At 51.1% G+C, this 26,656-nt stretch carries 26 protein-coding genes; 24 read left to right on the forward strand and 2 right to left on the reverse strand.

Features of this window, described 5'->3' with window-relative positions:
* Positions 1–77 precede the first annotated feature (77 nt).
* The 7 genes from NY07_RS04950 to NY07_RS04980 all read left to right on the forward strand — a co-directional run bounded on the left by NY07_RS04950 (position 78) and on the right by NY07_RS04980 (position 7,970).
* Positions 78–2,336 carry an ABC transporter permease subunit gene (locus NY07_RS04950; RefSeq protein ID WP_033538245.1) on the forward strand — a complete coding sequence of 753 codons (2,259 nt, stop codon included), beginning with the start codon at positions 78–80 and terminating at the stop codon, positions 2,334–2,336.
* Between the two features lie 60 nt (positions 2,337–2,396).
* Positions 2,397–4,049 carry a phosphate ABC transporter permease PstA gene (gene pstA / locus NY07_RS04955; protein ID WP_033538246.1) on the forward strand — a complete coding sequence of 551 codons (1,653 nt, stop codon included), beginning with the start codon at positions 2,397–2,399 and terminating at the stop codon, positions 4,047–4,049.
* A gap of 77 nt (positions 4,050–4,126) precedes the next feature.
* The gene (pstB, locus tag NY07_RS04960) at positions 4,127–4,945 is read left to right on the forward strand and encodes a phosphate ABC transporter ATP-binding protein PstB (RefSeq protein WP_033538247.1); all 819 of its coding nucleotides are present in this window, start codon (positions 4,127–4,129) and stop codon (positions 4,943–4,945) included.
* A gap of 50 nt (positions 4,946–4,995) precedes the next feature.
* Positions 4,996–5,697 carry a phosphate signaling complex protein PhoU gene (phoU, locus tag NY07_RS04965; protein ID WP_033538248.1) on the forward strand — a complete coding sequence of 234 codons (702 nt, stop codon included), beginning with the start codon at positions 4,996–4,998 and terminating at the stop codon, positions 5,695–5,697.
* Positions 5,698–5,993: 296 nt separating this feature from the next.
* Positions 5,994–6,947: a hypothetical protein gene (locus NY07_RS04970; protein ID WP_140946905.1), complete on the forward strand. Its 954-nt coding sequence runs from the start codon at positions 5,994–5,996 to the stop codon at positions 6,945–6,947.
* Positions 6,944–7,471 (forward strand): GrpB family protein, encoded by a 528-nt coding sequence (locus NY07_RS04975; RefSeq protein ID WP_033538250.1) that lies wholly within the window; start codon positions 6,944–6,946, stop codon positions 7,469–7,471. The genes NY07_RS04970 and NY07_RS04975 overlap by 4 nt, the downstream gene beginning before the upstream one ends.
* A gap of 133 nt (positions 7,472–7,604) precedes the next feature.
* Positions 7,605–7,970 carry a YajD family HNH nuclease gene (locus NY07_RS04980; RefSeq protein WP_033538251.1) on the forward strand — a complete coding sequence of 122 codons (366 nt, stop codon included), beginning with the start codon at positions 7,605–7,607 and terminating at the stop codon, positions 7,968–7,970.
* A gap of 13 nt (positions 7,971–7,983) precedes the next feature.
* On the opposite strand, the gene NY07_RS04985 is transcribed toward NY07_RS04980, so the two are convergent.
* Positions 7,984–8,226, reverse strand: a complete 243-nt coding sequence (locus NY07_RS04985; RefSeq protein WP_033538252.1) for a DUF1289 domain-containing protein — start codon at positions 8,224–8,226, stop codon at positions 7,984–7,986.
* 162 nt (positions 8,227–8,388) lie between these two features.
* Here NY07_RS04985 and NY07_RS04990 point away from each other — a divergent pair, with 162 nt between their 5' ends.
* The 6 genes from NY07_RS04990 to oleD all read left to right on the forward strand — a co-directional run bounded on the left by NY07_RS04990 (position 8,389) and on the right by oleD (position 15,965).
* The gene (locus NY07_RS04990; protein WP_033538253.1) at positions 8,389–9,546 is read left to right on the forward strand and encodes a hypothetical protein; all 1,158 of its coding nucleotides are present in this window, start codon (positions 8,389–8,391) and stop codon (positions 9,544–9,546) included.
* A 107-nt stretch (positions 9,547–9,653) separates the two neighbouring features.
* Positions 9,654–10,889, forward strand: coding sequence for a methyltransferase (locus NY07_RS04995; protein ID WP_033538254.1), 1,236 nt, complete (start codon positions 9,654–9,656; stop codon positions 10,887–10,889).
* Between the two features lie 238 nt (positions 10,890–11,127).
* Positions 11,128–12,177 carry a 3-oxoacyl-ACP synthase III gene (locus NY07_RS05000; protein WP_033538255.1) on the forward strand — a complete coding sequence of 350 codons (1,050 nt, stop codon included), beginning with the start codon at positions 11,128–11,130 and terminating at the stop codon, positions 12,175–12,177.
* 89 nt (positions 12,178–12,266) lie between these two features.
* Positions 12,267–13,139 carry an alpha/beta fold hydrolase gene (locus tag NY07_RS05005; RefSeq protein ID WP_033538256.1) on the forward strand — a complete coding sequence of 291 codons (873 nt, stop codon included), beginning with the start codon at positions 12,267–12,269 and terminating at the stop codon, positions 13,137–13,139.
* A gap of 21 nt (positions 13,140–13,160) precedes the next feature.
* The gene (gene oleC / locus NY07_RS05010; RefSeq protein ID WP_033538257.1) at positions 13,161–14,852 is read left to right on the forward strand and encodes an olefin beta-lactone synthetase; all 1,692 of its coding nucleotides are present in this window, start codon (positions 13,161–13,163) and stop codon (positions 14,850–14,852) included.
* Positions 14,853–14,864: 12 nt separating this feature from the next.
* The gene (gene oleD / locus NY07_RS05015) at positions 14,865–15,965 is read left to right on the forward strand and encodes a 2-alkyl-3-oxoalkanoate reductase (protein ID WP_052125502.1); all 1,101 of its coding nucleotides are present in this window, start codon (positions 14,865–14,867) and stop codon (positions 15,963–15,965) included.
* Positions 15,966–16,106: 141 nt separating this feature from the next.
* On the opposite strand, the gene bioA is transcribed toward oleD, so the two are convergent.
* Positions 16,107–17,435 carry an adenosylmethionine--8-amino-7-oxononanoate transaminase gene (bioA, locus tag NY07_RS05020; protein WP_033538259.1) on the reverse strand — a complete coding sequence of 443 codons (1,329 nt, stop codon included), beginning with the start codon at positions 17,433–17,435 and terminating at the stop codon, positions 16,107–16,109.
* 149 nt (positions 17,436–17,584) lie between these two features.
* Between bioA and bioB the strand changes: the two genes are divergently transcribed.
* The 11 genes from bioB (at position 17,585) to NY07_RS05075 (ending at position 26,569) form a co-directional block, all read left to right on the forward strand.
* Positions 17,585–18,637 carry a biotin synthase BioB gene (bioB, locus tag NY07_RS05025; protein WP_033538260.1) on the forward strand — a complete coding sequence of 351 codons (1,053 nt, stop codon included), beginning with the start codon at positions 17,585–17,587 and terminating at the stop codon, positions 18,635–18,637.
* A gap of 37 nt (positions 18,638–18,674) precedes the next feature.
* Positions 18,675–19,856, forward strand: a complete 1,182-nt coding sequence (locus NY07_RS05030) for an aminotransferase class I/II-fold pyridoxal phosphate-dependent enzyme (protein ID WP_033538261.1) — start codon at positions 18,675–18,677, stop codon at positions 19,854–19,856.
* Positions 19,857–19,859: 3 nt separating this feature from the next.
* Positions 19,860–20,663, forward strand: coding sequence for a methyltransferase domain-containing protein (locus NY07_RS05035; RefSeq protein ID WP_033538262.1), 804 nt, complete (start codon positions 19,860–19,862; stop codon positions 20,661–20,663).
* A 15-nt stretch (positions 20,664–20,678) separates the two neighbouring features.
* The gene (gene bioD / locus NY07_RS05040; RefSeq protein ID WP_033538263.1) at positions 20,679–21,401 is read left to right on the forward strand and encodes a dethiobiotin synthase; all 723 of its coding nucleotides are present in this window, start codon (positions 20,679–20,681) and stop codon (positions 21,399–21,401) included.
* A gap of 241 nt (positions 21,402–21,642) precedes the next feature.
* Positions 21,643–22,506 (forward strand): protease HtpX, encoded by an 864-nt coding sequence (gene htpX, locus NY07_RS05045; protein WP_033538264.1) that lies wholly within the window; start codon positions 21,643–21,645, stop codon positions 22,504–22,506.
* Positions 22,507–22,840: 334 nt separating this feature from the next.
* Positions 22,841–23,188: a tetraheme c-type cytochrome CctA gene (cctA, locus tag NY07_RS05050; protein WP_033538265.1), complete on the forward strand. Its 348-nt coding sequence runs from the start codon at positions 22,841–22,843 to the stop codon at positions 23,186–23,188.
* 302 nt (positions 23,189–23,490) lie between these two features.
* Positions 23,491–24,024: a hypothetical protein gene (locus tag NY07_RS05055; protein WP_033538439.1), complete on the forward strand. Its 534-nt coding sequence runs from the start codon at positions 23,491–23,493 to the stop codon at positions 24,022–24,024.
* Between the two features lie 168 nt (positions 24,025–24,192).
* Positions 24,193–24,819, forward strand: coding sequence for a response regulator transcription factor (locus tag NY07_RS05060; RefSeq protein ID WP_033538266.1), 627 nt, complete (start codon positions 24,193–24,195; stop codon positions 24,817–24,819).
* Positions 24,816–25,283: a curli production assembly/transport protein CsgE gene (locus NY07_RS05065; RefSeq protein WP_140946903.1), complete on the forward strand. Its 468-nt coding sequence runs from the start codon at positions 24,816–24,818 to the stop codon at positions 25,281–25,283. Before NY07_RS05060 ends, NY07_RS05065 begins: the two co-directional genes overlap by 4 nt.
* 15 nt (positions 25,284–25,298) lie before the next feature.
* Complete coding sequence (locus NY07_RS05070; protein ID WP_033538441.1) at positions 25,299–25,718, forward strand: curli assembly protein CsgF; 420 nt, start codon at positions 25,299–25,301, stop codon at positions 25,716–25,718.
* Positions 25,719–25,720: 2 nt separating this feature from the next.
* Positions 25,721–26,569, forward strand: coding sequence for a CsgG/HfaB family protein (locus NY07_RS05075; RefSeq protein ID WP_033538267.1), 849 nt, complete (start codon positions 25,721–25,723; stop codon positions 26,567–26,569).
* The last annotated feature ends 87 nt before the right edge of the window (positions 26,570–26,656 follow it).

The raw sequence follows: 26,656 nt of genomic DNA on the forward strand, positions 1-26,656 counted from the left end.
CGATTCACTATAGTTAACATAGCAGAAACGACAATCCCAGCGAAAACTCTACTGAACAAAAATAAACGAGGTTCTTAATGGAAACTCAGGTAATTCAACCTGGTTCTACTGCAACAAATTTGTTGACGGGCAAGGGCTCCAGCAAGCGAGCATTTAAAGATAAGCTTACCCAAGTTGGGGTGACGATGGGCGGCACCATGGTGTTTGTGGCCCTTTTGCTGATCTTTTTCTACCTACTCTATGTTGTAAAGCCGATTTTTGATGGGGCAGATGTCGCGCCTGTGATGAATGTCGAACTGCAAAACGCTACGTCGCCAGCGCTGATGGTGGGGAGTGATGAGCAAAATGAGATCCTCTATCGAGTGGCACAAAATGGTGAAGTGAGCTTCTACAGTGCGCTGAACGCCAGCTTAGTAAAGCATGAGCAAGTGCAGGTGCCCTCGGACGCAGAGATCGTCAGCAGCGTTGCCTCTGTGCCAAGTGAGCAGCGTTTTGCCTATGGCCTGTCTAACGGCCAGGTGATTATCGCTGGCGTGAATTTCGCGGTGAGCTATCCGGGCAATAAGCGTCTGATCACCCCAAGCGTACGTTATCTGCTGGGTGAAACGCCGCTGCAGGTGTCTGAGGCGGGTAAGCCTCTGTATCAACTGACATTTGCCACAGCCTCTGACAAACTCAGCTTCGCCTACCGTGATGCTGACGGTCGTTGGTTCCTGACCCGCCATAACGGTGAAGAGAACATGATGACCGAAGAGGTGGAGTGGCAAGCGACCACGAGTCCTATCAAGGAAGCGCCTACTCAAGTGGATCAGCAACTGATGACCCCAGATCAGCGCCAGCTTTTATTGCGCTCGGGTAATCGTCTGTTTGTTTACGATATCCGTTATGTCGATGAGGTCGCCTTAAGTCAGGTGATTGAGCTGGAACGCGCTAAGACCAAGGTGACTGATGTTGCTCTGTTGGCCGGTGCCAGCTCACTGCTGGTGAGTTATGACAATGGTCAAGTCTTCCAATATTTCCAGGTTAATGGTGACAAGGGGCGTCAATACCAAGAGATCCGCGAATTTAAAAACAAGGCGGGTGTGAAGCGTATTGCCGGTGAGTTTTATCGCAAGAGCTTTGCCACCGTCAGCGAGTCTGGCGAGTTGGATCTGCTTTACACTACGAGTCAGCGCAAACTCTTTACCGAAACCTTCGATTTGGCCCACGCCAGTCAGATGAGCTTTAGTCCACGAGCCAACGCCCTGGTGGTCGAGGCCGGTAACAAGCTGCACCTGTTTGCGGTCGAAAACAGTCACCCTGAGGTCTCTTGGAGCGCCATGTGGAGCAAGGTGTGGTACGAAGGTTATCCTGAGCCGCAATATGTATGGCAGTCAACGTCAGGTTCCGATGACTTCGAAGCCAAGCTTAGCTTGATGCCGCTAGCGTTCGGCACCATGAAGGCTGCGCTGTATGCCATGCTGTTCGCCACGCCGCTGGCCATTGCCGGTGCCGTGTATACCGCTTATTTTATGTCGCCAAAAGTGCGCGCCGTAGTGAAGCCGACCATTGAGATCATGGAAGCCTTGCCGACGGTTATTCTTGGTTTCTTAGCCGGTCTCTGGCTAGCGCCTTTGATTGAAGATCACCTACCGGGGATCTTCATGTTACTGGTGCTTCTGCCTATCAGTATCTTGTTGACCGCACTGGCTTGGTACAAGCTGCCCGGTCGCTGGAAACAGCGTCTGCCTGAGACTTACCAAGAGCTAATGCTGGTGCCAGTGATCTGTTTCGTCGGTTGGTTTGCCTTCTATATCAGCCCGACGATCGAAGTGGCCTTCTTTGGCGGTGATAGCCGTCAGTTTATCACTAACGAACTGGGGATCACCTTTGACCAACGTAACGCGCTGGTGGTAGGTATCGCCATGGGCTTTGCGGTGATCCCGACCATCTTCTCTATTGCTGAAGATGCCGTGTTCTCTGTGCCGCGCCATCTCTCTAACGGCAGCCTGGCACTGGGTGCCACCAACTGGCAGACGCTGACACGGGTTGTCTTGCTGACGGCCAGCCCGGGGATCTTCTCTGCAGTCATGATGGGACTCGGCCGCGCCGTTGGCGAAACCATGATTGTGCTGATGGCTACAGGTAACACCGCCATCATGGAATGGAGCGTGTTCGAGGGGATGCGTACGCTGGCGGCGAATATCGCCGTGGAGATGCCAGAATCGGCTATCGGCAGCTCGCACTATCGCGTGCTCTTCCTAGCGGCCTTCGTGCTGTTTATCTTTACCTTCTTCTTCAACACCATTGCTGAAGTGGTGCGGCAGCGTCTGCGTGAACGCTACAGTTCACTGTAAGGGAGATTGGCATGTTATCGATATTTAATTTTTCGCCTGTGACGTTAAGAGGCCAGTGTAATGGGTAAGTGGTTTAAGTCGGGTTCCCCCTGGATCTGGATGACAGGTGGCGCCGTGAGTATCAGTTTGATCGCTGTATTAGGTTTGTTGCTCCTAATCGCATGGCGTGGTTTGAGTTATTTCTGGCCAGCGCAGATCTACCAGTGGGAAGTGGTGGATCAGCAGGGCAAGCGCTCAACCATTATCGGTGAGATCTACGATAAGGAGGCTGTGCCTACCGAACGTCTGGTCTCAGCTGGACACAAGTTTAGTGAAGATCCCGGTGAGCTGGTGACCCGCTATCTGATCAAAACTGGTAACCGTGAGTTTGTCGGTCTAGATTTTCGCTGGGTGCTGGAGACAGATATATTGTCGCGCACAATCCCGGAGGATGTTGCCAAGCTTGAACGTGCAAAAAACGGTGACTTCTTTGGTTATCCTATCGCCATCATTGAAGATGGTAAGCGTCTGCCACTCAAGGATGTGGAAGCCTCTTTTGAGGAACATATTGACCGAGCGGTAGCCCTAAGCGATAAGGCGACCAGCTTGCAAAAGAGCGAGATTGGTGCCATCAACTATGCGCTGGAAAACCTGCGTCTTAAACAGCGTCGTTATGAACTGGACAACGCCCTGACCGACAGTCGTAAGCTTGAGCTTCAAGCCGAGCGCGATAAGCTTCAGGCCGAATACCAGGTACTGGAAAAGGCCTTCTTTGACCTGCGCGCCGAGGCTGGCCGTGATGCGGTGATCGTGCGTGATATGCGCGGTGAAGAGGTGACCCTCAAGCTAGATAGTATCTTGGGCGTAACCTACTCAAACCGACTGGGGATCTTGGGTAAGCTGGGTCACTGGTTTAGTGGCGTGGGTAACTTTGTCAGCGCCGATCCCCGTGAAGCCAACACAGAGGGCGGTGTCTTCCCGGCCATTTTCGGTACCGTGTTTATGGTGATGCTGATGGCGGTTATCGTCACCCCATTTGGTGTGGTCGCGGCTATCTATCTACATGAGTATGCGAAAAAGGGCCCTATTACTAAGATGATCCGCATCGCGGTCATTAACTTAGCGGGTGTGCCATCAATCGTGTACGGCGTGTTTGGCCTGGGCTTCTTCGTCTATATGCTCGGTGGCTCAATCGACCAACTCTTCTACCCAGAGGCGCTACCGGCACCGACCTTTGGTTCACCAGGGGTGATCTGGTCGGCATTGACGCTGGCTATCCTGACGCTGCCAGTGGTGATTGTGTCGACCGAAGAGGGCCTTAGCCGTATTCCGAGTTCGGTCCGTCAGGGAAGCTTGGCGCTGGGGGCCACCAAGGCCGAGACCCTGTGGCGCATCATTATCCCTATGGCGAGCCCGGCGATTATGACTGGTTTGATTTTAGCGGTTGCCCGCGCGGCCGGTGAGGTAGCACCTTTGATGCTCGTGGGTGTGGTGAAGTTAGCGCCGACCCTACCGATCGATATGAACTTCCCCTTCGTGCATCTTGAGCGCAAGTTCATGCACCTGGGTTTCCATATTTATGATGTGGGCTTCCAAAGCCCTAACGTAGAAGCGGCGCGTCCATTGGTTTACGCGACCTCCTTCTTGTTAGTGTCTGTGATTGTGAGTCTTAACCTGACCGCCATCGCGGTACGTAATCACCTGCGAGAGAAATATCGCTCGCTGGAACACTAACCTAAAACCTGAATTAATCGCGCCTGGGCTAGGCTAGGGCGCGAATAACCTTTATCCTGAAGTGATTAGGAACAGATATGATTTCGATAGATCAGTCGGTAATGAAAACAGAGACTTTAGACTTAAATAATTTAAGCAGCGAACAGACCGCACTTGAGATCCGTAACTTAGATCTAAAATATGGCGACAAGCAGGCCCTGTTTGACGTATCGATGAAGATCCCCAAGAAGAAGGTGACCGCCTTTATCGGCCCCAGTGGTTGTGGTAAGTCAACCTTGCTGCGCTGTATCAACCGCATGAATGACCTAGTGGATAACTGCCATATCGGTGGCGAGATCTTGCTGCACGGCCAGAACATCTATGACAAGAAGGTGGATGTGGCCTCCTTGCGTCGTAACGTGGGTATGGTATTTCAGCGTCCTAACCCTTTCCCTAAGTCTATCTATGAGAACGTGGTTTACGGTTTGCGTCTGCAAGGGATCAATAACCGTCGTGAACTGGATGAAGCCGCCGAGCGTTCACTGCGCGGCGCTGCGATTTGGGATGAGGTGAAAGATCGTCTCCATGACAACGCCTTCGGTCTGTCAGGTGGTCAGCAGCAGCGTCTGGTGATTGCCCGCGCTATCGCTATCGAGCCAGAAGTCTTGCTGCTTGATGAGCCAACTTCGGCGCTCGACCCTATCTCAACCTTGACCATCGAAGAGCTGATCACTGAGCTTAAGTCGAAATATACCGTGGTGATCGTGACCCACAACATGCAGCAGGCGGCCCGAGTATCGGATCAGACGGCCTTCATGTATATGGGCGAATTGGTGGAGTATGCCGACACCAACACCATCTTTACTACGCCAAAGAAGAAAAAGACCGAAGATTACATCACAGGTCGTTACGGTTAATTGGGCCTGAGCCGGATTTGAATTGCAAGAATTGATAAGGTTGAATGTCAATGGAAAACATGAACTTAAATAAACATATCTCGGGTCAGTTCAATGCCGAGCTCGATGATATCCGTAACCGCGTATTGGCCATGGGGGGCTTGGTTGAGCGTCAGCTGGAGCAAGCTCTGGATGCTTTGGGCAACCTGGATGCCGAACTGGCGCAGAAGGTGATTGATGGCGACCATAGCGTCAATGGTATGGAGGTCTCTATCGATGAGGAGTGCACCCGTATCATCGCTAAGCGTCAGCCTGCCGCCAGTGATTTACGCCTTATTATCGCTATCTCCAAGACGATTGCCGACCTTGAGCGTATCGGTGATGCTTGTGTAAAGATTGCGAATGCGGCACTGGACAAGCGCCTCAAGAATCAGCAACCGCTGTTGGTGAGTATCGAGCATATGGGACGCCACGCGACCCGTACCTTGCACTCGACCCTGGATGCACTGGCGCGTATGGACGCCGATGTCGCCATCGAGCTGCACAAGGAAGACGCTAAGCTGGACAGCGAATATGAAGGCATTATTCGTCAGCTGATGACCTACATGATGGAAGATCCACGCTCTATCCCTGAGGTGCTCGATGTGCTTTGGGCGGCGCGCGCGGTAGAACGTGTGGGCGACAGATGCCAGAACATCTGCGAATACATCATCTACTATGTTAAGGGTAAAGATGTGCGTCATACCACTTATGAAGAGATGAAGCAGATTTAAGCCTAGCTTAGATGAGCCAGCATCATGATGGTAAGATCATGAGTCAATTAAAAGCAGCCTAGGCTGCTTTTTTTATGCCGTTTTTTGCTTAAAGCGAGGCCTTGTTCTTGATAGTGTTATCTTGGTCATTGCTTGATGAGTATTGGCTTTAGGGTCAATAGTGAGAAAGGGATAGCTGTTAGCGGTTAAGCTTTTTTGAAGGGTTGTGTATTAGGCTAAGTAAGGCCGCAAATCAGTTTAATCAACCTTGGCTCGTAAAGCCGGGCATTAAGAGTCACAAAGGGAGGCTTGTTATCGTGTTAGCGATGTTTGATAGCGCTAAAGGGCGTAAGGTGAGCGCCGGTATCGGTATATTATTTGCGGCGCTGTTGGTCTATAGCCTGACTAAGGGGGGCTACCTTTACCTGGCTGAGGTAGCTCGCACTAAACCTTTCTTTATCTTCACTAACCCCGCGTGGGGACTCTGGTTGATCTTGTTGTTTGGCGGACGTCAGAATATTAGCGTTTTGGTTACCCTAGTAATGCTGTTTTCCCTGCCGCTATTTGCCGCCACGCTCTTTTATCTTGGTTATTGGCCCGTGAGCAATTATTTGATTGGCGACGAGGCGCCAAGCCCTGGCCAGCTGAATGATTGGTTTTTGACCTTAGCCTATGGTCCCTATGGGGCGCAGTTTGATTACTTCACCATTGCCAATCGGCTGTCAAACTTTCCCTTCTATCGTGAATTTATGCTGATGGTTATATTCTCAGGCGTCGTGGCCATGGTGGCGCTTATTCCTGCTGCTCACACCACCTTGATTGAGATCTTGGCTGCCAGGCGAGGCCTAGATAGTGAAGCCAGCACTCCTTGGGCTGCGCTGTTATCGCTGTTGGGGCAGATGCTGTTGATGGCGCTGTTTTACACTATTGTTTACCCCTTGCTCTCTTTTGCGGGCACCTTGCCCCTTGGGCTTAACTACCTGGCGGTCTGGACACTCCTGCTCATGCCGCTATTTGGGCTTGGTGTGGCACGCTTTAATCGGCGACTGAATGGTGATGATAAGCTAGGCGTCTGGATGGTGCATTATTTTGCCTTGGTCTTATTGGCGCTCATTGGGGCTTATATCTGGGTGAATATCGATGAGCTGGTGTCGATAGCGAACCTGATAGGAAAAGGGGAGTTCCAGCCGCTGTTCTCCTTCGTGTTTTTGTTGAGTGGCCTGTTTTCCCTGTATATGTTGAGAAGTGTAAGGACTAAGGAGGTGCGATGAGCCGTATCATAGAGGTACTCGATTACCAGAGGCATTGGCCAGAGCTCTTTGAGGCGGAGAAGGCGCTGTTGCTAGCTATGCTGGGCGATGGGGTTATCACTATCGAGCATATTGGCAGTACCTCGGTGCCTGGACTGGCGGCCAAACCCATTATCGATATCTTGGTTGAGGTTGATAGCCTAGCGGCGCTTGACGCCAAAAGCAGCCAACTTCAGCGCTTGGGTTATCGGGCACGTGGTGAGCATGGTATTGCCGGTCGCCGTTATTTTCAAAAAGGAGGAGAGCAGCGCAGCCATCATCTGCATGCGTTTCAATCTGGGAGTGCGCAGCTGACAGCCCATCGCGCCTTTCGTGATTATCTTATCGCGCATCCACAAATGGCGGGTGAGTATGGTCGGCTAAAGCAGCGCATTGCAAAAAAGGGTCAGCATGACAGTGAAGCTTATATGGCGTTAAAGGCAGATTTTATGGTCGAGACTTTGGCGTTGGCGCTTGGCTGGTACGCCGCTAATTCATCGCGTTAACTCGTTATGCTCATGCTTAAAGGGGATGTTGAGCGTTAAGGTGCCACGTCGCCGATTCCCTTTTACGGCAAGTATAGGTATATTGCCACTGAATTAAGTCGCCCGAAGATTGGGCAAAAAGAGAGACGAGCTTATGTCTACCCATCAAGGTCAAAGTAAATTAGATAAAGTGCTGGCCGAAGCACGTGAATATAAGGCCAAGCGCGAGTCAGGTTATCGCGAGCAGGCACTGAAACTCTACCCCTGGATCTGCGGACGTTGTACCCGCGAATTTACCCATTCCAATCTCAGAGAACTGACGGTGCATCACAGGGATCACAATCATGACAATAATCCGAGCGATGGCTCAAACTGGGAGCTGCTCTGTCTCTATTGTCACGATAACGAACATGCCAAGTATGAAGAGTTAATTCAGTATGGCCCGACGAGTGAAACTCAGGTAGAAGCGGCCACCTATAATCCCTTCGCCGACCTTAAGAGTATGATGAATAAGAAGTAAGGCTCGCGCCTTGTTAGATTTTCGCGTCTTGCGCTGCGAGACGCTGCTCCGCCTCAAGCCACTTCTGACGGCTGATTATCTGCCGGTTTTCGCTCCTATGCCCAGCCAATTTTCGACGCTCAACATTATCCCAAATTTGGGCTTGGCGTGACTCGTCAGCTTGCCCCCAACCGACAATCTCATCGATATGCCGAAAACAGCCCATACAGATATCTTCATCATTTAAGCCGCAGCGGGCCACGCAGGGTGATTGCATCGTTTCTGTTTTTACTCAATGTGTGATCCTGGCCGCATTCTAAAGTAGCTAGTGCCGTGATTCAACCTTGGTCTGCCGCTGGAGCCTTGCAGGTACAACTGTTAGTATTCATCATTTAATTGTTTAAATTCAATTATTTGTGAAATCTTATGGGGTGTTGTTATGGGGCTGAGATACAGAGCTGTCCTACTGGTGATCGGTATGTTGAGTTTATCGGCCTGTTCATTATTAGAAGTTAAGCTAGAAAGCGGTATTGAGCCCTTGCCTCAGGCACAGCTCAACATGCGTGTCTTTAGCCGCGACTTTAGTCATACCTTCTATGCCAAGGTGGAGCAGGGGGCAGATCAAATAGCTCAGGCTCAGGGCGATCAGCTAACGATCAAATCTAATACCCTGATGTGGAAGATCAACAGTGAACAGGCGCTGCAGCGGGCGATTTTTCAGGCCTCACCCATTGCCGCCATGGTGGATACCTGGACGCTGACGGCGCAGATGAGCGCGTTTTTCGACAGCGGTGCCGGTCAGTCGCTCTTTGGTGAGCAGCAAGGGATCGCCATCGAAGTGAGCAAGGTGCTGCAGGCCGATTTTGAACGTTCGGTAAAAGGTTTTGTGACGCCGACTGAATTTCAGAAATATCAGGGTTTTATCAAAGACTATGTGGCGAAAAATCCGATTAACGATCTAACCTTTGCAAGACACTCAGCCTTTAATGACTGGCTAGCCTATCGCAAGATTAACGAGTTTGAGGCGGTGACCACTTTCGGCACTGTACCTGAGGTGATGAGCGATGTATCGGATCGTATGGCGATGATTGCCGAGCAGACCCCGAAAATATTGGGCTGGAAGGCTGAATTATACGCGCTCCATGCCAACATTAACCCTGAGACAGTCCAGCACACCCTGCAGAGCATCAGTGACACCTCGGCCAAGTTTCAGCAGTTGATGGCGCAAAGCCCTGAGATGATGCAAGCGCTGGCGGTGGATCTACGTCGTGAGCTGGCCCCTTTGCTCGCGCAGCTTAGCGAATCAACCGATGACAAGTTAGCCAAGCTGTCTATTGAGCGTCAGGCATTAGCGCAGATGGTTAAGCAGGAACGGTTGGCGCTGGAAGAGATGGTGGATCGGCAGCGAGTCGCGGCGGCGGCCGATCTTGATACCATCAGTCAACATGCCGTTGAGCTGGCGTTTCAAGAGCTGACTAAAACCCTTAAGAGTTTAATTCTCTATCTGGTGCTGTTTTTTGTGGTTTGTTTCTTTGCTCCCCTAGGATTAGGGGTTTGGCTGGGTAAGCGGATGGCGCTGAAACAGCCACAAAGCTAAGCTTTTCGTAACGCTAACATGCTCCAGACTGTGATTGGCGACCAAGCTGGTTTACAATTTATGGGCGCCGGTCTTTGTTAACCGGCGTTTTTTGTTAAGGAACTCAGATGTCGTATGCACAAGCGTTTACCGCCTTAGATAGTCTACTGACAGACAGCAGGGCATTGTGGCAGGTTAAGGCCTTCGAGGCTGATGACTTGCCCTGGCAGGCGGAATTTCCTCGCCTTGCAGACTTGGTATGGCAAATTGCAGACGATGAGCTCGATGGGCTGGACAGTGACAGTGAAGCCCTTAACGAGCGCTTAATTCCGGCATTGGCTGAAGATCTCACCGCCCGCGGATGCTCATGGCCCCTAGCTTTGATGAGTGAAAGCGCACGGGCGGGCAGCCAAGTGTCATCAGCGAAAGATGTTGAGCTCGATGAGAGTGAGCTGGGCCACTTTAGCGCCCATATCAAGGGGCGCAAGTGGCAGCAGATCCTTGCCTTTGCCAGTAGGGTGAACTCAGGCGACCATGAGGTACTCGAGTGGTGCGCCGGCAAGGGGCACCTGGGACGACTCTTGGCAAAGTGCAAGGCAAGTTCAGTCGTGAGCCTGGAGTGGCAGCAGAGCCTATGTGACGCCGGCCAGCAGTTTGCCAGCCAGTGGCAGCTACCACAGAGGTTTGTATGCGGTGATGCCTTATCTGGCGAGGCTCAGCGACTGCTTAAGGCCGAACAACATGCCGTGGCGCTCCATGCCTGCGGTGAGCTTCACCTCAGCTTGCTGCGCGGCGCCGCCAAGGCAGGGACCCGCGCGCTGGCGGTAGCGCCTTGTTGCTACCACCTGATCCCACATAGCCATTATCAAGCGCTCTCTGGTTTAGGTCAGGCAAGCAAATTGAGGCTCAGTAAGCACGATCTGCAATTGCCGCTACAACGTTCGGTGATCGCAAACCCTAAGGCGAGGGCGCTGCGTTTGCAAGAGGTGGCTTGGCGTCTAGGGTTTGATAGCTTACAGCGTGATGTGAGGGGGGCTGCGCATTATCTGCCTATTCCCGCGCTGAAGCAGAGCCAGTTAAGTGGTAGCTTCAAGGCTTTTTGTCTCTGGGCCGCGGCGCAAAAGCAGGTCGATTTACCAGCACAGTGGGATGAAGAGATCTATCTGGCCCGAGGGCTTGCCCGTCAACGTTTGACCAGGCGAATTGACCTGGTGGCCCATCTGTTTCGTGAAAGTCTTGAAGCCTGGCTGCTGCTCGACAGGGTGAACTTTTTGCAAGAGCAGGGGTATGAGGTGGAGTTAACCCGGTTTTGCGATCTGAATCTGACTCCCAGAAATGCGCTTATTTTGGCCAATTTGCCTTAATGGTGTTTTTGTCCTTCTAACGTTTAATTTGTGACCAGCCGTTTTTTTCTGAAACTTTGCATGACGGATCAAAGCGTGGCGTCTTTGGGATAATTTCGTTAATTATGTCTAAAAAAGCCGCCCTATGGCCGTTTTTTATTGAATCATGCGCCGTTTCTTGCTCAAATGGCGGGTTAACACTGAATGATAAAAATTGGCCAAATAAGTGCCGATATAATGAGCGAAACAGAACGGTTTCATGAAATATTCTCGCGTTTTTATAAATAGTCTGGCCTATGAGCTAGCACCTGAAGTGGTTTCGACTTCAGAGTTAGAGTCTCGATTAGCTCCCTTGTACCAAAAGTTTAGGATCCCTATGGGGCAACTTGCTGCCTTAACGGGGATTCATGAGCGTCGTTGGTGGCCCAAGGGCCATAGATTGTCTGATGGCGCTCTGGCGGCGGCTCACAAGTCTATCGAGGAGACGGGGATCAGCGTCAGTGATCTCGGCGCCGTGGTGTATACCGGCGTTTGTCGCGATCAACATGAGCCTGCAACCGCTTGTCGTATCGCGGCCGAGCTGGGAGTGTCTAAAGACACGGCTATCTATGACATCAGTAACGCCTGTCTGGGCGTACTTTCCGGTATTCTCGACATCGCCAATCGCATCGAGCTTGGGCAGATTAAAGCTGGCCTAGTGGTCTCTTGTGAATCGGCGCGTCACATTGTCGATATCACCATAGATAACATGCTCGCCGAGCCCACCATGCAAAACTATGCTCAGTCGCTGGCGACCCTAACCGGTGGTTCGGGCGCGGTGGCCGTGCTTTTGACCGATGGCAGCCTGCCGCTAAAAGGTGAGCGTCAGCATCAGCTGTTAGGTGCGAGTCATCTTTCGGCGCCCGAACATCATAATCTCTGTCAGTGGGGATTACAGGAGGCGGGCACTCAGCTGTATCGCGAGTTTATGCGTACCGACGGCGTGGCGCTGTTAAAAGAGGGCGTCGAGCTGGCAAGACACACCTGGGAACATTTCCTTGAGCAGCGTAACTGGCTGGTGGAACAGGTGGATAAGGTGATCTGTCATCAGGTTGGTGCATCAAACCGTAAACAGGTATTGAGCGCGCTGAATATCCCGCAAGAGAAAGAGTTTCCTACCTATCAGTTGCTGGGTAACATGGGCACAGTATCTTTGCCTGTTACTGCGGCGATGGCACACGATCAGGGCTTTTTGCGTAAGGGCGATCAGGTAAGTTTTCTGGGGATCGGCAGTGGACTCAACTGCATGATGCTCGGCCTCAAGTGGTAGTGCCTTTTTCGTATCATTTCCTATAGCATTGCATATTGGCGGCGCCCTAAGGCGGCGCCTGGCAAAGAATAATTAAAACAGGAACCTCCATGCTCGATTCGCTATTTCCGTTTAAGCGCAATTACTTAGATCGTAATGGCCATAAGTTGCATTATGTCAATGAAGGCCAAGGTGAGCCTGTGGTCATGGTGCACGGCAACCCCAGCTGGTCATTTTATTATCGCAATCTGATCTCAAGCCTTAGTCCGACGCACCAGTGCATAGTGCCAGATCATATTGGTTGTGGTTTGTCCGATAAGCCTGATGATGTCGGTTATGACTATACCCTGAAGAATCGTATCGACGATCTGGAAGCACTGCTGGATCACCTCGAAGTGAAAGAGAATATCACCCTGATCGTCCATGACTGGGGCGGCATGATAGGCATGGGCTTTGCGGCGCGTTACCCTGAGCGGATCAAGAAGCTGGTGGTGCTCAATACCGGCGCTTTTCATCTGCCTGAGGCTAAGCCTTTTCCCTGGGCGCTGTGGATCTGCCGTAACACCTTGTTAGGCACAGTGTTGGTGCGCGGTTTTAATGCTTTTTCTTCGATAGCTTCATACGTGGGCGTGAAACGTGCGCCTATGCCTAAGCCTATTCGCGAGGCCTATGTCGCGCCATTTAACTCATGGGCTAACCGTATCTCAACCTTGCGCTTCGTGCAGGATATCCCGTTAAAACCTGGGGATCGTAACTACGAATTGGTGAACGAGATCAGCGATAAACTGTCCAACTTTAGCCAACTACCTATGCTGATCTGCTGGGGATTGAAAGACTTCGTATTCGACAAGCATTTCCTCGATGAGTGGAAGCGCCGTTTCCCCAACGCCGAAGTGCACGAGTTTGCCGATTGTGGTCACTACATTCTGGAAGACGCCAGCGAGCAAGTGGTGCCCCAGGTACAAAAATTCATGGCGCAGTAACTCAAGATAAGGTTGGCCAATATGTCACAGGGTATTCAAGCGGGCGCGAATCTGTGCCGCCATCTGCATCACGCCGCCGAAACCTTACCTGAGCAATTGGCGGTTGCCGTGCAGCAGGCTAGAGGTTTTTTTACCAAAAAGCTGACTTATCAAGAGCTTAATTTTTCTCAGCTCGATGAGATGAGCGATACCTTAGCCCATGGGCTTAACGCCTACGGCATTAAGCGCGGTGATAAGGCCGTCTTGATGGTTACCCCCAGTCTTGAGTTTTTTGCCCTGACATTTGCCCTGTTTAAGGCGGGGATTATCCCTATCTTGGTGGATCCCGGCATGGGAGTTAAAAACCTTAAGCAATGTTTTGAAGAGGCTGAGCCCGATGCCTTTATCGGCATCCCTAAGGCCCATTTGGCCAGACGCCTGTTTGGCTGGGGTAAGGCTAGCCTGACCCGTTTAGTGACCGTTGGCGGCAGCGCCCGGTGGGGCGGTACCAACCTGAAACAGCTCGCCGCTATGGGCGCCTCGAAAGGGCGCTTTACTATGGCGCAGCTAGATGATGATGAGATGTGCGCCATCTTATTTACCAGTGGCAGTACAGGTACCCCAAAAGGAGTTGTCTATTCACATCGCATGTTTGAGGCGCAAATAAGCGCCTTAAAAACCGACTATCAAATTGCGCCCGGTGAGCGGGATTTGGCGACCTTTCCGCTGTTCTCCCTGTTTGGGCCAGCGCTGGGGATGGCCTCTATCGTGCCGGATATGGATGCCAGCAAGCCCATTACCGCCAATCCTGATCATATATTTGCGGCGATTGACCGTTATCAGTGCAGCAATATGTTTGTTAACCCCGCGCTGATTGAGCGTTTGGGACAGGCGGGTGAGGCCCGCAGCACTCAGCTCAAGTTAAGCAGTTTGAGGCGGGTGATCTCGGCCGGTGCACCGGCCACCATCGCTTCGATTAAACGTTTTAGCCAGATGCTAAATGCCGAGGCGCCGGTACTTAACTCCTATGGGGCGACCGAGTCATTGCCGCTTAGCATGATCGGCAGCAAGGACCTGTTTGAGACAACAGAGGTTACCGACAATGGCGGCGGGATCTGTGTCGGCATGCCCATTTCCGGCGTAGAAATTAACATCATCGCTATAGATGAAGCCGAGATCCCCACTTGGTCACCGGATCTTTGTCTGCCAACTGGCCAGATAGGTGAGATAGTGGTGCGAGGGCCCATGGTGAGCCTTAGCTATTATCGCCGTGATAAGGCCACTCGAGAAGCCAAGATTTTCGACGAGCAGGGGCAGCACTATCACCGCATGGGAGATCTGGGCTATTTAGACAGTCAAGGACGCCTGTGGATGTGTGGTCGTAAGGCCCATAGGGTTGATTGCTATTTAGAAGGCAAGGCTAAAAGTTACTATTCCATTCCCTGTGAGCGCATCTACAACACCCACAGCGATATTAAGCGTTCGGCCCTGGTCGGCATTAAGGTTAGGGGAGAAGTAGCCCCACTCATCTGTTTGGAGCTGAAACAGGGACTAAGCTGCAGCAATGCCGCCGCACTCTATACCGAGCTGAGGCTGATTGGTGAGGCCCACGAGCAAACTCAAGGGATCAGCCGATTTCTTATTCATCCGGGCTTTCCGGTGGATATCCGCCATAACGCGAAAATCTTTAGAGAAAAACTCGCGATATGGGCCCAGTCAACCTACAAGGAGTAGTCTGGCGTGACCATGACACATCAGAGTTTGGCCGACCAACTAAGTCTGGATGCAAAAGAGCAGGAGGCCCTCAGCCAGCTTGCCACTCACTGCCGTCACGCCTTCGTCACGGGAGCCGGCGGCTTTCTGGGCAAGGCGATTTGTCAGCGCCTTTGCGCCGCGGGTATTCAAGTCACTGGCTTTGCCAGAGGAGCGTATCCCGAGCTTGAGGCCATGGGCGTGCGCATGATCAGCGGTGATATCTGCGATCTTAAGGCGCTAACCAGCGCCATGGCAGGTTGCGATCTGGTGTTCCATGTGGCCTCTAAGGCGGGGGTTTGGGGCAGCAAACAGAGTTACTTTGGCCCTAATGTGCAAGGCTGTGACAATATACTCAAGGCTAGCCAAAGCTTGGGGATTCAAAGTGTTGTCTATACCAGTACGCCCAGCGTTACCTTTGCCGGTGAGGATGAATCGGGCATAGATGAAAGTGCGCCCTATGCCAGTCGTTTTTTGAATTATTATGGTGAGTCTAAGGCGATTGCCGAGCAGCATGTCACGGCCGCCAACGGTTCGCCTGTATCCGGCGGTGGCCAGCTTAAAACCGTCTCACTTCGACCTCATCTTATCTGGGGGCCGGAAGATCCACACCTGGTGCCCAGAGTGATCGCCAGAGCCCGCGCGGGCAAGCTGAAACTGGTGGGTAAAGAGGACAAACGTGTTGATACCATCTATGTCGGTAACGCTGCCTATGCGCATATCTTGGCGGCGCTGACCTTAAAGCGCGACCCGGAACGCTGCGCGGGGAAATGTTACTTCTTGAGTAACGATGAGCCTATCACCATGGCGGCGATGCTCAATAAGATCTTGGCCTGTGCGGCGCTGCCACAGGTCAATAAACGTGTGCCGGTTGCGCTTGCTTACTTGGCGGGCGCAGTGCTCGAGGGCCTTTACGGTTTGCTGGGTAAGCGCGAGGAGCCGATTATGACGCGTTTTGTCGCCAGACAGCTCTCTACCAGCCACCATTTTGATATCTCGGCCGCAAAGCAAGATCTTGGTTATCAGCCGCTCGTCTCTATCGACGAGGGGATGGTTCACCTTAAAGCCTGGTTGGTTAAGACTGGGCAGGTTTAACCAGGTACGCAATTGACCTGTCGTCTGTGTAATGCTTGACCTCTCGTCAGGCTCCTTCTTTGGCCGCAGAGCGGCGCCAAATACCTTATAAAATCTCATTTGGCCCATCTTTGACTCATGTCTCGGTGGGCCAAGTTGAGGTTAACCGTGGCTGATAAAATCTGCAGCTTCATTTGTCTGGGCGCCGGCTATGGCGGCGACTTCAAGCATGGCTTGGGTGAGTCGACTGAGCTGGTTCTCGCTGATGATGTAAGGTGGCATGATGTAGATAAACTTTGAGAAGGGGCGGACCCACACTCCGCGCTCGACAAAGGCCTGCTGCAGTTTACCGGTATTGACACTCTTTTCCATCTCAATCACGCCGACGGCGCCTAAACAGCGCACCGCTTTTACTCCCTTAATCTCACGCGCTGATGAGAGCTGTTGTTTCATCTGAGTCTGGATGGCTGCGACCTGATCTTGCCAACGGTTTTTGGCGATCAGATCCAGGCTGGCGCAGGCCGCGGCGCAGGCTAAAGGGTTGCCCATAAAGGTGGGGCCATGCATAAAGACACCAGATGGCGAGTCGCTGATCCCTAGTGCCACCTCGTCGCTACACAGGGTCGCCGCCAGAGAGATATAGCCTCCGGTTAGCGCCTTACCCAGACAGAGAATATCGGCTTGAATATCGGCGTGTTGGTAGGCAAATAGCTTGCCGGTGCGGCCAAAGCCGGTGGCGATTTCATCTAAGATCAACAACACCTTGAAGCGATCGCACAGGGCGCGCAGCCCTTTGAGGTAGTCGGCGCTATAGAAATGCATGGCACCGGCGCCTTGCATAATGGGTTCGATGATCACCGCCGCTGTTGTCTCGTGATGGGTCTCTAGCAGTGCTTCCATCGCCTCGAGATCGCCCTCTTGCAGGGCTTCGCCAAAGGGGGTCTTGGGGGCGGGTGCAAATAACTGCTTTGTTACCGCTTCGCCAAACATGGTGTGCATGCCGCCTTCGGGATCGCACACGCTCATGGCGGCAAAGGTGTCACCATGGTAGCCCTGTTTAACCGTTAGAATACCTTGCTTACGCGGCGCATTACGCCCTTGCCAATATTGCAGTGCCATCTTCATCGCCACTTCAACCGCAATGGAGCCTGAGTCGGCCAGAAACACCTTAGTCAGATTGTCGCTGGTCATGGCCAGCAGCTTCTTACTCACCTCGATGGCGCTGTGATGGGTGATACCGCCAAACATCACATGACTTAGGGTCGACAGCTGCTTTTGCATCGCCTCTAGGATTTCGGGATGACTGTAACCATGGACACAGGCCCACCAGGAGCTGGTGCCGTCGACGAGCTTACTGCCATCTTCCAGGGTCAGTTCACAACCACTGGCAGACACCACACCATAGGCGGGTAGTGCCTGGGTCATAGAGGTATAAGGGTGCCAGATATGCTCTTTGTCAAATTGGTGATCTATGGGGGTGAGTGAAGACATAAAACTCCCTGGTTAAATTTTAATCATTAGTAAACCAATTAAACTGGTTGGCGTTGACAGATTAAGACCTAAGGGTATGCTAAGCAACATAAATGTCGTCGGAGTTGATGGTTTCGACGTAAAAATTGCAAGGTGAGGGTTGGTAAATAATGTCCGAATTAGTCTTACGTCATGACTGGCAACGTGATGAAATTGAAGCGCTTTTTGCGCTACCTATGAATGATCTGCTGTTTAAAGCCCATAGCATTCATCGCCAGCACTTCGACCCGAACGAAGTACAGATCTCCCGTCTTTTGTCGATCAAGACTGGCGCTTGCCCAGAAGATTGTAAGTATTGCCCTCAGAGCGCCCGCTACGATACCGGGCTCGAAAAAGAACGTCTTATCGAGATAGAGAAAGTGCTCACCGAGGCGAAAGCCGCCAAGGCTGCTGGCGCTTCACGTTTCTGTATGGGCGCCGCGTGGCGTAATCCCCATGAGCGTGACATGCCTTACCTTAAGGATATGGTCAGCGAAGTGAAGGCGATGGGTATGGAGACCTGCATGACCTTGGGGATGCTGTCTCCCTCTCAGGCAAAAGAGCTGGCCGACGCTGGTCTTGATTACTACAACCATAATCTGGATACCTCGCCAGAATATTATGGCGATATCATTACTACACGAACCTATCAGGACAGACTCAATACCCTGGACAATGTGCGCGCGGCGGGCATGAAGGTGTGCTCGGGTGGTATCGTGGGCATGGGCGAGCAGGCGAGTGATCGCGCCGGACTGTTGCAACAGCTGGCGAATATGGAGAAGCATCCCGAGTCTGTGCCCATTAATATGTTGGTTAAGGTTGCCGGTACCCCATTTGAGAATCTGGACGATCTCGACCCGCTGGAATTTGTGCGTACCATCGCCGTGGCCCGTATTGTGATGCCGCTTTCTCGCGTACGTCTGTCGGCTGGACGTGAAAAGATGACCGATGAGCTGCAAGCCATGTGTTTCTTTGCTGGTGCCAATTCTATCTTCTACGGCTGTAAGCTGTTGACCACGAGTAACCCTGAAGAGAATGAAGATATGACGCTGTTTAAGCGTCTCGGACTGCATCCTGAGCAGGGCCAGGCGGCAACGGTGGAAGAGGAGAAGGCGGTGTTTGCCAAGGCTCAAGCGGTAAAAGACAAAGCAAGCCAAGCTTTCTACGACGCTGCGGCGCTATAGTCGCCCAAAACCCTTATCAGAGCCATGAATCAGAGCCATGACCAGACTCGATCATAAGATCCACGCTAAGATGCAGGCCGCCGAGGCCTGGGGGGTGCTCAGGCAACGAAAGCTGCTGAGCCAAACGGCCCAATCGCCTGGTCTGATAACTCATGAGCAGGAACTTAAGCGTAACTTTGCCAGCAATGATTATCTGGGGCTGAGTCAGTCTCCCGATTTGATCGCGGCGTTGGCAGAGGGGGCTAGGCGTTATGGTGTGGGCAGCGGCGCTTCGCCACTGGTGACAGGCTATAGTCAGGCACACCTTGAGTTAGAGCAGGCCTTGTGTGAGGCCACAGGACATGAGGCGGCCTTACTCTTTAGCAGTGGCTTTAGTGCTAACAGCGCCCTAATGAAGACGTTATTTGATAAAGAGGCGGTAGTGGTAGCCGATAAGCTAATCCACGCCTCCCTTATCGATGGCTTATTAGAGAGCGGCGCCGAGCTTAGGCGATTTGCCCATAACGATTTAGCGGCGGCTCAGCGTCTGGTGCAAAAGCATCAGCCTGTCGCTGTCGTCACAGAAAGCGTGTTTAGCATGGATGGCGATCAGGCGCCTGTTCAAGCCCTGTATGACTTGGCTAAGGCGAATGACGCCTGGTTGATCGTCGATGATGCCCATGGTTTTGGGGTCTTGCCACTTGGCACAGGACTGGCGATGACTGCCGCTTGCTGTGATATTCAAATCGTCACCTTTGGCAAGGCGCTCGGCTGCCAAGGCGCCGCCATTTTAGGCTCTCGCACCTGTATTGATTTCCTAGTAGCCCATGCCCGGGACTATATCTATTCTACCGCCTTGTCGCCGGCTAATGCCTACGTAGCAAAGCAGGCGGTGCTGCGGGTGGGAGAAGACACTCAGCTGCGTGAGCGATTGAAACAGGTGATCGACTATTTTCGCTCTGTTTGTCAGCAGCAAGGTATCGAGCTGCTCGGCAGCGAGACACCCATTCAGCCTTTGGTGGTTGGCGCCATCGACACCCTATCTGAGGTGAATGCTAACCTTAAGGCCGCCGGATTTTGGGTGGGCGCCATCAGACCGCCCACAGTGCCTCAGGGCAGCGCTAGGCTGAGGATCACCCTCAATGTTAATCATAGCCGGGCCGATATCGATGCCTTGGTGAAACAGCTTAATCTCGTGTTGAGGGAGCAAGGCGTAACAGATAAGCCAAAGGATGCCTAATTAGTGAGTAGTAGACTTGTGAGTACAGCAGTCGAGTTTTCTGCCCAAGCTGGGGCCAGCTGCGCCGATAAGATAGCGCGGCAATTTTCCCAGGCGGCAAGCCAGTATCAGCGCCACGATCTCTTGCAACGTCAAAGCGCGGCTAGATTGCTAACTAAGATCACGCCTCAAGGGCGTTTGTTGGATCTGGGGTGTGGCCCGGGCACTGCTTTTGACGATAGCTCAAACAATACCCAGGTGATAGGTCTGGATATCGCCCCAGGCATGCTGTCACAGATGCAGGCAAGATTTCCCCATTATGGCGCCCTATGCGCCGATGCTCAGGCACTGCCCTTGCAAGATGCCTGTATCGATACGCTTTACTCAAACTTAGCCCTGCAGTGGTGCCGCGACTTTGACAGTGTTGTCACAGAGCTTACCCGAGTGGTGCGCGCTGAAGGCCAGTGTCATCTTGCTATAGTGGTCGATGGCAGTCTGCCAGAATTGCAAACTTTGGGGTTGAGAGTCAATCCCTTTGCTGAGCCCGATTCGCTTCTTAGCTGCTTCGATGAGGCAAATTGGCAAGTGGAAAGTGGCGTCGTAGAGTCCCTACAGGTGCATTTTGACGAGCTAAAATCCTTGCTTTACTCCATCAAAGGCGTTGGGGCTTCGGCGGCTGTAGATGGCACTGTGCAGCAGACACAGTTGCAGCTTCGGGGACGTAAAGATTGGCAGGCGCTGAAGGCGCTTGCAGAGCGTTTGCGTCAGCCACAAGGCATCCCGCTGACTTATAAAATCTTATTTATTCATGCCAGCCGCAAAGGTTAGCTGAGGAAAGCTGTTATGCGCTATTTTATCGCCGGAACCGATACCGACAGTGGTAAGACATTGGTCGCCTCATCCTTGTTGTATCTTGCCAAGCAGCAGGGCAGCACGCTAGGCGTTAAGCCCATTGCTTCGGGTTGCGAGTTGACCGCAGAGGGACTTAGAAATCCTGATGCCTTGGCTTTAATGGAACACTCGAGTGTGCGCCTGGATTATACACAAGTGAATCCTTTTGCCTTTGAACCTGCGATTGCGCCCCATATTGCGGCTAAGCAGCTTGGGGTAAACCTTGATGCTCAGACGGTCGCTGAGCATTTAGCGTCGCTACCTTTGATGGATGTGGATTTTGCTCTGGTTGAAGGAGCTGGTGGTTGGCGTCTGCCTCTAAACGAAAATCTGAGGCAAGCAGGTAAGATCAATCCTCAAGGGTTTCTCTCCTATGTGGTGTCGCAACTTGATATGCCTGTGATCTTAGTAGTTGGCGTGAAGCTGGGCTGTCTCAATCACGCCTTGTTAACCCAAGAAGCTATCCTTAATGACGGCGTGAAGATTGCGGGCTGGGTAGCAAATTGTGTCGATCCTCTAATGGATGTGACCAGTGATAATCTATCGACACTCACGACGATAATGCAGGCACCCTGTTTAGGTATAATCCCTTATCTAGCAGAATCTAACGCCGAGAACGCTGCGCAATATCTTGATTTGAGCAAGTTATCGCCTGAATCAGCGTCAGTTGAGTAATTATTAATAAAGATTAACGGCTTATCTTTTTAAAGCCCTTAAATTTAAGATTCGCTTAATACGGGGCTTCTAGACTCCACATCAAGATCTACACTTTTAGGCGTGGATACACTCTCAATCCCACTGCCTGAAAAATTTTTTATGATTCCCCCCTTGAACTCTGTCAAAGTGGACATATTATGTCGGTTAGGTAGACAGATGACACATAGGGTGTCTCATATAGAAGCTTATAGGAGCTGACATGAAGCGTATTTTTTTATTGATAGCGACAAACATGGCAATTTTGCTGGTTGCGTCAATTGTGATGTCCATTCTCGGTGTTAACACATCGACCATGGGCGGCTTGTTAGTGTTTGCGGCGATCTTCGGTTTCGGTGGCGCCTTTATCAGTCTAGCGATCTCTAAGTGGATGGCGAAAAAGACCATGGGTTGTGAGGTGATCACGACTCCTCGTGACAACATGGAGCGCTGGCTGCTTGAAACTGTTGCGCGTCAAGCCGATCAGGCGGGTATCAAGATGCCTGAAGTGGCTATCTATCAGTCGCCAGAACTCAATGCCTTCGCTACAGGTCCGAGCAAAGATAACTCTTTGGTCGCCGTGAGTAGCGGGCTGTTATATGGCATGACGCAAGATGAGATTGAAGGGGTATTGGCCCACGAAGTGAGCCATGTGGCTAACGGTGATATGGTGACCCTGACGCTTATCCAAGGCGTGGTAAACACCTTTGTGATCTTTGCTGCCCGTGTAGTGGCAAGCATTATCGACAACTTCGTTTCCAGCAATGATGAAGAGGGCGAAGGTCTAGGTATGTTTGCCTACATGGCGGTTGTGTTTGTGCTTGATATGCTGTTTGGTATTCTGGCATCTATGATTGTGGCTTACTTCTCTCGTATTCGTGAGTTTAAGGCCGATGCTGGCGGTGCTAAGTTGGCGGGTAAGCATAAGATGATCGCAGCCCTTGATAGATTGCGTCAAGGCCCTGAAACGGGTGCGATGCCAGCGCAGATGGCGGCTTTCGGTATCAATGGTAAGAAGTCGATGGCTGAGCTGTTGATGAGCCATCCGCCACTTGAGAAGCGTATCGAAGCGTTACGTGCCCAGTAAAACAGGGTAGATTAAAATGAAACGGGAGCTTATCGCTCCCGTTTTTCGTTTTTATCCATCAATTGCCATGATGAGGATCTCGACTTGCCAAATCGCATGATATTAGTGTGATTTAGATCAAATTTGTTTGTAACTCTGTGGTTTGCGGCATAGATATTTGATTAAGTGCACGTTTTTAAGGAATTGCTGTTGTTACTATCGCCGCTAGAGAAAATTTGCCTATTTGCAAAACCTTAGCTATTTTAAGCTAAGTTGTGCAATTAGGAACAAGGCATGATGGGATATAACAACTAGACCCCACACAGCCAAACCAAACATAAAAGAGGATATTATCGTGAGCAATAAAATATTAAGTGCGTTATTTGGTGCAGGTTTGGCGGCACTTGCCTTGTCTCCTGCGGCAATGGCTGAACCTCAGGAACTTGCAGAAATGCACGCTGAGATGGAAGGTTGTGAAGCATGTCACGCCGATGGCGAGCCTTCTGCAGATGGTGCTCACGAGTTTGAGCAGTGCCAAAGCTGTCACGGTACCTTGTCTGAGATGGATGCAGTGCATAAGCCACACGACGGTAATCTGATGTGTGCTGACTGTCATGCTCCTCATGATTCTAACGTAGGTGACAAACCGACTTGTGACAGCTGTCATGATGACGGTCGTACTGCTGAATCTGTGCTGAAGTAAACAGATTTATAATGTAAAAAAAACACCGACTTATCGTCGGTGTTTTTTTATGTCTGTAGCAAAGCGTAACTCCTTCCTTCTTATGTTTTATTGACTTTCCTATCGCCGTTACTCTCTTTGCTTACTGCCGAAACTAAGTCGCTGAGACTCCTGTTTAGTAGAAAAGTATTAGTCCTATTTGCTGAATAGATACTTTGGCTAACTGGAGTTAATACTCATTGTGGACGTACAAGCTGTGACTTAGATAGATAATCTTGGCCACTAAAAGCAATCTGGTGTGTCAAATGACCCTAATTAAGCAGATGAGTTCTACCTTAAAAGCTGTTTTTTTGCGCAGTATAGTTAGCCGGTATTTATTTTTATTACTGAGTTTTGGCTTAAACTCGGCGCCAGTTGCTGCTGCGGATCTTAGTGAGTTTAATGAGTTAGCAGGTGGCGGTGATCAGGCCATTATTTTCCAAAACGGAAATCTTTTACAGGGTGAGATAGTACAAGCCGGTGTAGATAATAACGCAAGAATGTCACAGCTGGGCGAGGCAAATAGCGCGGATCTTCGTCAGCAAGGGATCGGTAATCAGGCTTATTTAATACAGCAGGGAGAGGCTATTGAAGCCAGTTTGTTGCAGGTTGGCGTTAATAATAGTTTGATCGTGTCGCAATTGGGCGTGAGTTTATCGGTGGATGCCGAGCAACTAGGTAATGACAATCGCGCATTTGTACAACAATCTGGCGCCGACAATGGGGTGACTATTTACCAAAATGGCTCGGGTCATGGGGTTATCGTTACTCAATGGGGCAATGCACAGCGGGCAACTATTACCCAGGGTTATCGTTAAAACCCGTGAAATGATGAAATGTCGGGCGAATGTAACCTAGGCTAACGAATTATTCTGCTCATGCTTCATAAAATTAGCGCAATTAAGATGTTATTTTTTAAATCTATAGTTGTTATGATATATCGGTTGATGGAATACGCTAATAGCTAGTGACATGGAGTGAGCAGGATGTTCAAAGTGATAAATTGGGTAGTCGTTTCTCGGTCGCAACTCTTGATCGATCTATTGGAGACACGTTGGCCACAAGAGTTTTTGGTTAAATTGACAAAAGTGGCGCCTGAGTCTGTAGAAGTGACTATGAGTGAAGGGAATTACTCATTGGTTGTGATTGATTTGGCGACGATAGATGTACAGCGTGCCTATCAGTTACAAAAACAGATAGAGAAACGCTATAGTGCCCGCGTTGTGTTTCTACATTACCCCAAACTCATCGATGCACGATTTTTAATTTCTCCCATAACCGCCGCTGTATTTTATGGTGACGCCTCGCTAGAACAGATAGGTAAGGCGTTGGCGAATGTGCTGCGGGGGCAAACTATTATTCCTGCTGATTTGCTTAGTGCCACTTTGGATCAGGAACAGCTTGAAGGTACCGATAATCTTACCATTCGAGAGCGCGAGGTACTGCAAGCTTTGTTAACCGGCAGCACCAATGTGGACATTGCCAATCAGCTGTTTGTCAGTGAGAGCACTATTAAAACTCACCTTTATCGTGTGTTTAGAAAAATAGGTGTGTCGAGTCGTGGTCAAGCTATTGCTTGGGCACAGACGCATCTGCATGAGGTACAGCAGTGATAGTCATCGGCCGCTTACTCTTGTTAGCGGCCATTTCGGCACCCGTTTATTGTCAGGTGCCTGATGTGGAGGAGCGTACTCGCTTGGCCGCGCAGAGCACCAGTGATGCCGCGCCTAGCCAGGAGTCAGATCTCATCGATGGTTTGATCCTCAACCGCGCTATGACGCGAATAGGCCACAGGTTTTATCGAGAATTTGTGGCCGCCTATCGCGATATTGGCGGTATGGCAGACCATGGCGGCCTAAGCATTGTCGAGCTGGCTACAGCGCGAAGTGGTAGCAAGATCAGTGTACTGCACAATCGCAAGCCGGTGTTTGTGACAGTCGTTTCACCGGCAAGCCGTCAGCTGGATAAGCTGGCACTTCAGTCGGCAAAGCGGGTTGATGCGATTTTGCAGCAAAATAAGCAACAGGCGAGCTGGGCTCAGTGGTTGGATCCCGATTTAGCGCCTGATGAATTTTAATAGGGATATTGAATGATGAATCACGCTAAGCCTTATCTGGCTGTCGCTGCGCTATTGATGGGCACACTAAGCCCCAATAGTCAGGCAACACAGCTTATCTACACTCCAGTTAACCCCAATTTTGGCGGCAGCTACCTTAATGGCTCCTATCTGCTGGCCAATGCCTCAGCGCAAAAAGATCATAAGGGCGGCTCAGGTTACACACCGCCAAGTGCGCTGGAACGAATGGCAAGTTCCTTAGAGTCTCGTCTAATGAGTCAGCTGTTTAACGATGCGGCCAATGGAGGCGAAGGCTACCTTAAAACTACAGATTTTGAGATCCAAGTCGTCAACGAAGATGGCATGCTGCTGGTGCATATTACCGATCTGCTTACTGGGGAAACGACAGTGATCGAAGTAGGTGGCCTGAGTGACAGTTCGAGTGTAGGCGGCTAAAAATGAAGCATTTTTTAATAGTCATTAGCCTAGTTATCTTGGGCGGATGCTCAAGCACTAGTGAGCTTGAGCGAGTACAGGCGTCATCAAGTCTGATGCCAAAAGGTGAGAGTTATTACGATCTCATCAACTTACCCGCGCCTCAAGGTGTTATGCTCGCCGCTGTTTATGATTTTCGCGACCAGACGGGCCAGTATAAGCCGATCCCCTCGAGTAACTTCTCTACCGCCGTCCCCCAAAGCGGTACCGCCTTTTTGGCGCAGGCATTAAATGATTCAAGTTGGTTTATTCCGGTAGAGCGTGAGGGTCTGCAGAATCTACTCACCGAGCGCAAAATTGTTAGGGCGGGTTTAAAAGGCGATGCCAACAAGCTCCCCCAGTTGAATTCGGCGCAGATTTTGATGGAGGGCGGTATTGTCGCCTATGACACCAATGTAAGAACTGGCGGGGCGGGTGCTCGCTATTTAGGCATAGGTGCCGCTACCCAGTTTAGGGTTGATACCGTCACGGTTAACCTGAGGGCTGTGGATATTCGAACCGGACGCTTGCTCAGCAGCGTGACGACGACTAAGTCTATCCTCTCTAAAGAGATCACCGCTGGTGTATTTAAGTTTATCGATGCCCAGGAGCTGCTTGAATCAGAGCTGGGCTATACCTCCAATGAGCCAGTGAGTTTGTGTGTTGCCTCGGCAATTGAAAGTGCAGTCGTGCATATGATCGCCGATGGGATCTGGAAAGGTGCGTGGAATTTAGCGGATCAAGCCAGTGGCCTTCGCAGCCCAGTGTTACAAAAATATTGGTTAGAGGCACACTCGGAAGCCAGGGTGATGGCCAAAGTCAGCCAGGGATAAGTCAGTCAGAACAAGTCAAAACTGGATACATCTCTATTCTCTTGATGGTTTAGGCAACAAAAATGTAGTTGATGTGCTTATTAAACG

Source organism: Shewanella sp. ECSMB14101 (assembly GCF_000773485.1).
Taxonomy (GTDB): Bacteria; Pseudomonadota; Gammaproteobacteria; order Enterobacterales; family Shewanellaceae; genus Shewanella; species Shewanella marisflavi.

Bases quoted from the DNA above. Each gene is read 5' to 3' on its own strand.
- phoU (WP_033538248.1), top strand. From the start codon at position 4,996: ATGGAAAACATGAACTTAAATAAACATATCTCGGGTCAGTTCAATGCC.
- NY07_RS05055 (WP_033538439.1), top strand. From the start codon at position 23,491: ATGAGTTCTACCTTAAAAGCTGTTTTTTTGCGCAGTATAGTTAGCCGG.
- oleD (WP_052125502.1), top strand. From the start codon at position 14,865: ATGACACATCAGAGTTTGGCCGACCAACTAAGTCTGGATGCAAAAGAG.
- htpX (WP_033538264.1), top strand. From the start codon at position 21,643: ATGAAGCGTATTTTTTTATTGATAGCGACAAACATGGCAATTTTGCTG.
- pstA (WP_033538246.1), top strand. From the start codon at position 2,397: ATGGGTAAGTGGTTTAAGTCGGGTTCCCCCTGGATCTGGATGACAGGT.
- NY07_RS05000 (WP_033538255.1), top strand. From the start codon at position 11,128: ATGAAATATTCTCGCGTTTTTATAAATAGTCTGGCCTATGAGCTAGCA.
- NY07_RS05030 (WP_033538261.1), top strand. From the start codon at position 18,675: ATGACCAGACTCGATCATAAGATCCACGCTAAGATGCAGGCCGCCGAG.
- NY07_RS05070 (WP_033538441.1), top strand. From the start codon at position 25,299: ATGAATCACGCTAAGCCTTATCTGGCTGTCGCTGCGCTATTGATGGGC.
- oleC (WP_033538257.1), top strand. From the start codon at position 13,161: ATGTCACAGGGTATTCAAGCGGGCGCGAATCTGTGCCGCCATCTGCAT.
- NY07_RS04990 (WP_033538253.1), top strand. From the start codon at position 8,389: ATGGGGCTGAGATACAGAGCTGTCCTACTGGTGATCGGTATGTTGAGT.
- NY07_RS05060 (WP_033538266.1), top strand. From the start codon at position 24,193: ATGTTCAAAGTGATAAATTGGGTAGTCGTTTCTCGGTCGCAACTCTTG.
- NY07_RS04975 (WP_033538250.1), top strand. From the start codon at position 6,944: ATGAGCCGTATCATAGAGGTACTCGATTACCAGAGGCATTGGCCAGAG.
- bioA (WP_033538259.1), bottom strand. From the start codon at position 17,435: ATGTCTTCACTCACCCCCATAGATCACCAATTTGACAAAGAGCATATC.
- NY07_RS04980 (WP_033538251.1), top strand. From the start codon at position 7,605: ATGTCTACCCATCAAGGTCAAAGTAAATTAGATAAAGTGCTGGCCGAA.
- NY07_RS04995 (WP_033538254.1), top strand. From the start codon at position 9,654: ATGTCGTATGCACAAGCGTTTACCGCCTTAGATAGTCTACTGACAGAC.
- NY07_RS04950 (WP_033538245.1), top strand. From the start codon at position 78: ATGGAAACTCAGGTAATTCAACCTGGTTCTACTGCAACAAATTTGTTG.
- bioB (WP_033538260.1), top strand. From the start codon at position 17,585: ATGTCCGAATTAGTCTTACGTCATGACTGGCAACGTGATGAAATTGAA.
- NY07_RS04985 (WP_033538252.1), bottom strand. From the start codon at position 8,226: ATGCAATCACCCTGCGTGGCCCGCTGCGGCTTAAATGATGAAGATATC.
- bioD (WP_033538263.1), top strand. From the start codon at position 20,679: ATGCGCTATTTTATCGCCGGAACCGATACCGACAGTGGTAAGACATTG.
- pstB (WP_033538247.1), top strand. From the start codon at position 4,127: ATGATTTCGATAGATCAGTCGGTAATGAAAACAGAGACTTTAGACTTA.
- NY07_RS05075 (WP_033538267.1), top strand. From the start codon at position 25,721: ATGAAGCATTTTTTAATAGTCATTAGCCTAGTTATCTTGGGCGGATGC.
- NY07_RS05005 (WP_033538256.1), top strand. From the start codon at position 12,267: ATGCTCGATTCGCTATTTCCGTTTAAGCGCAATTACTTAGATCGTAAT.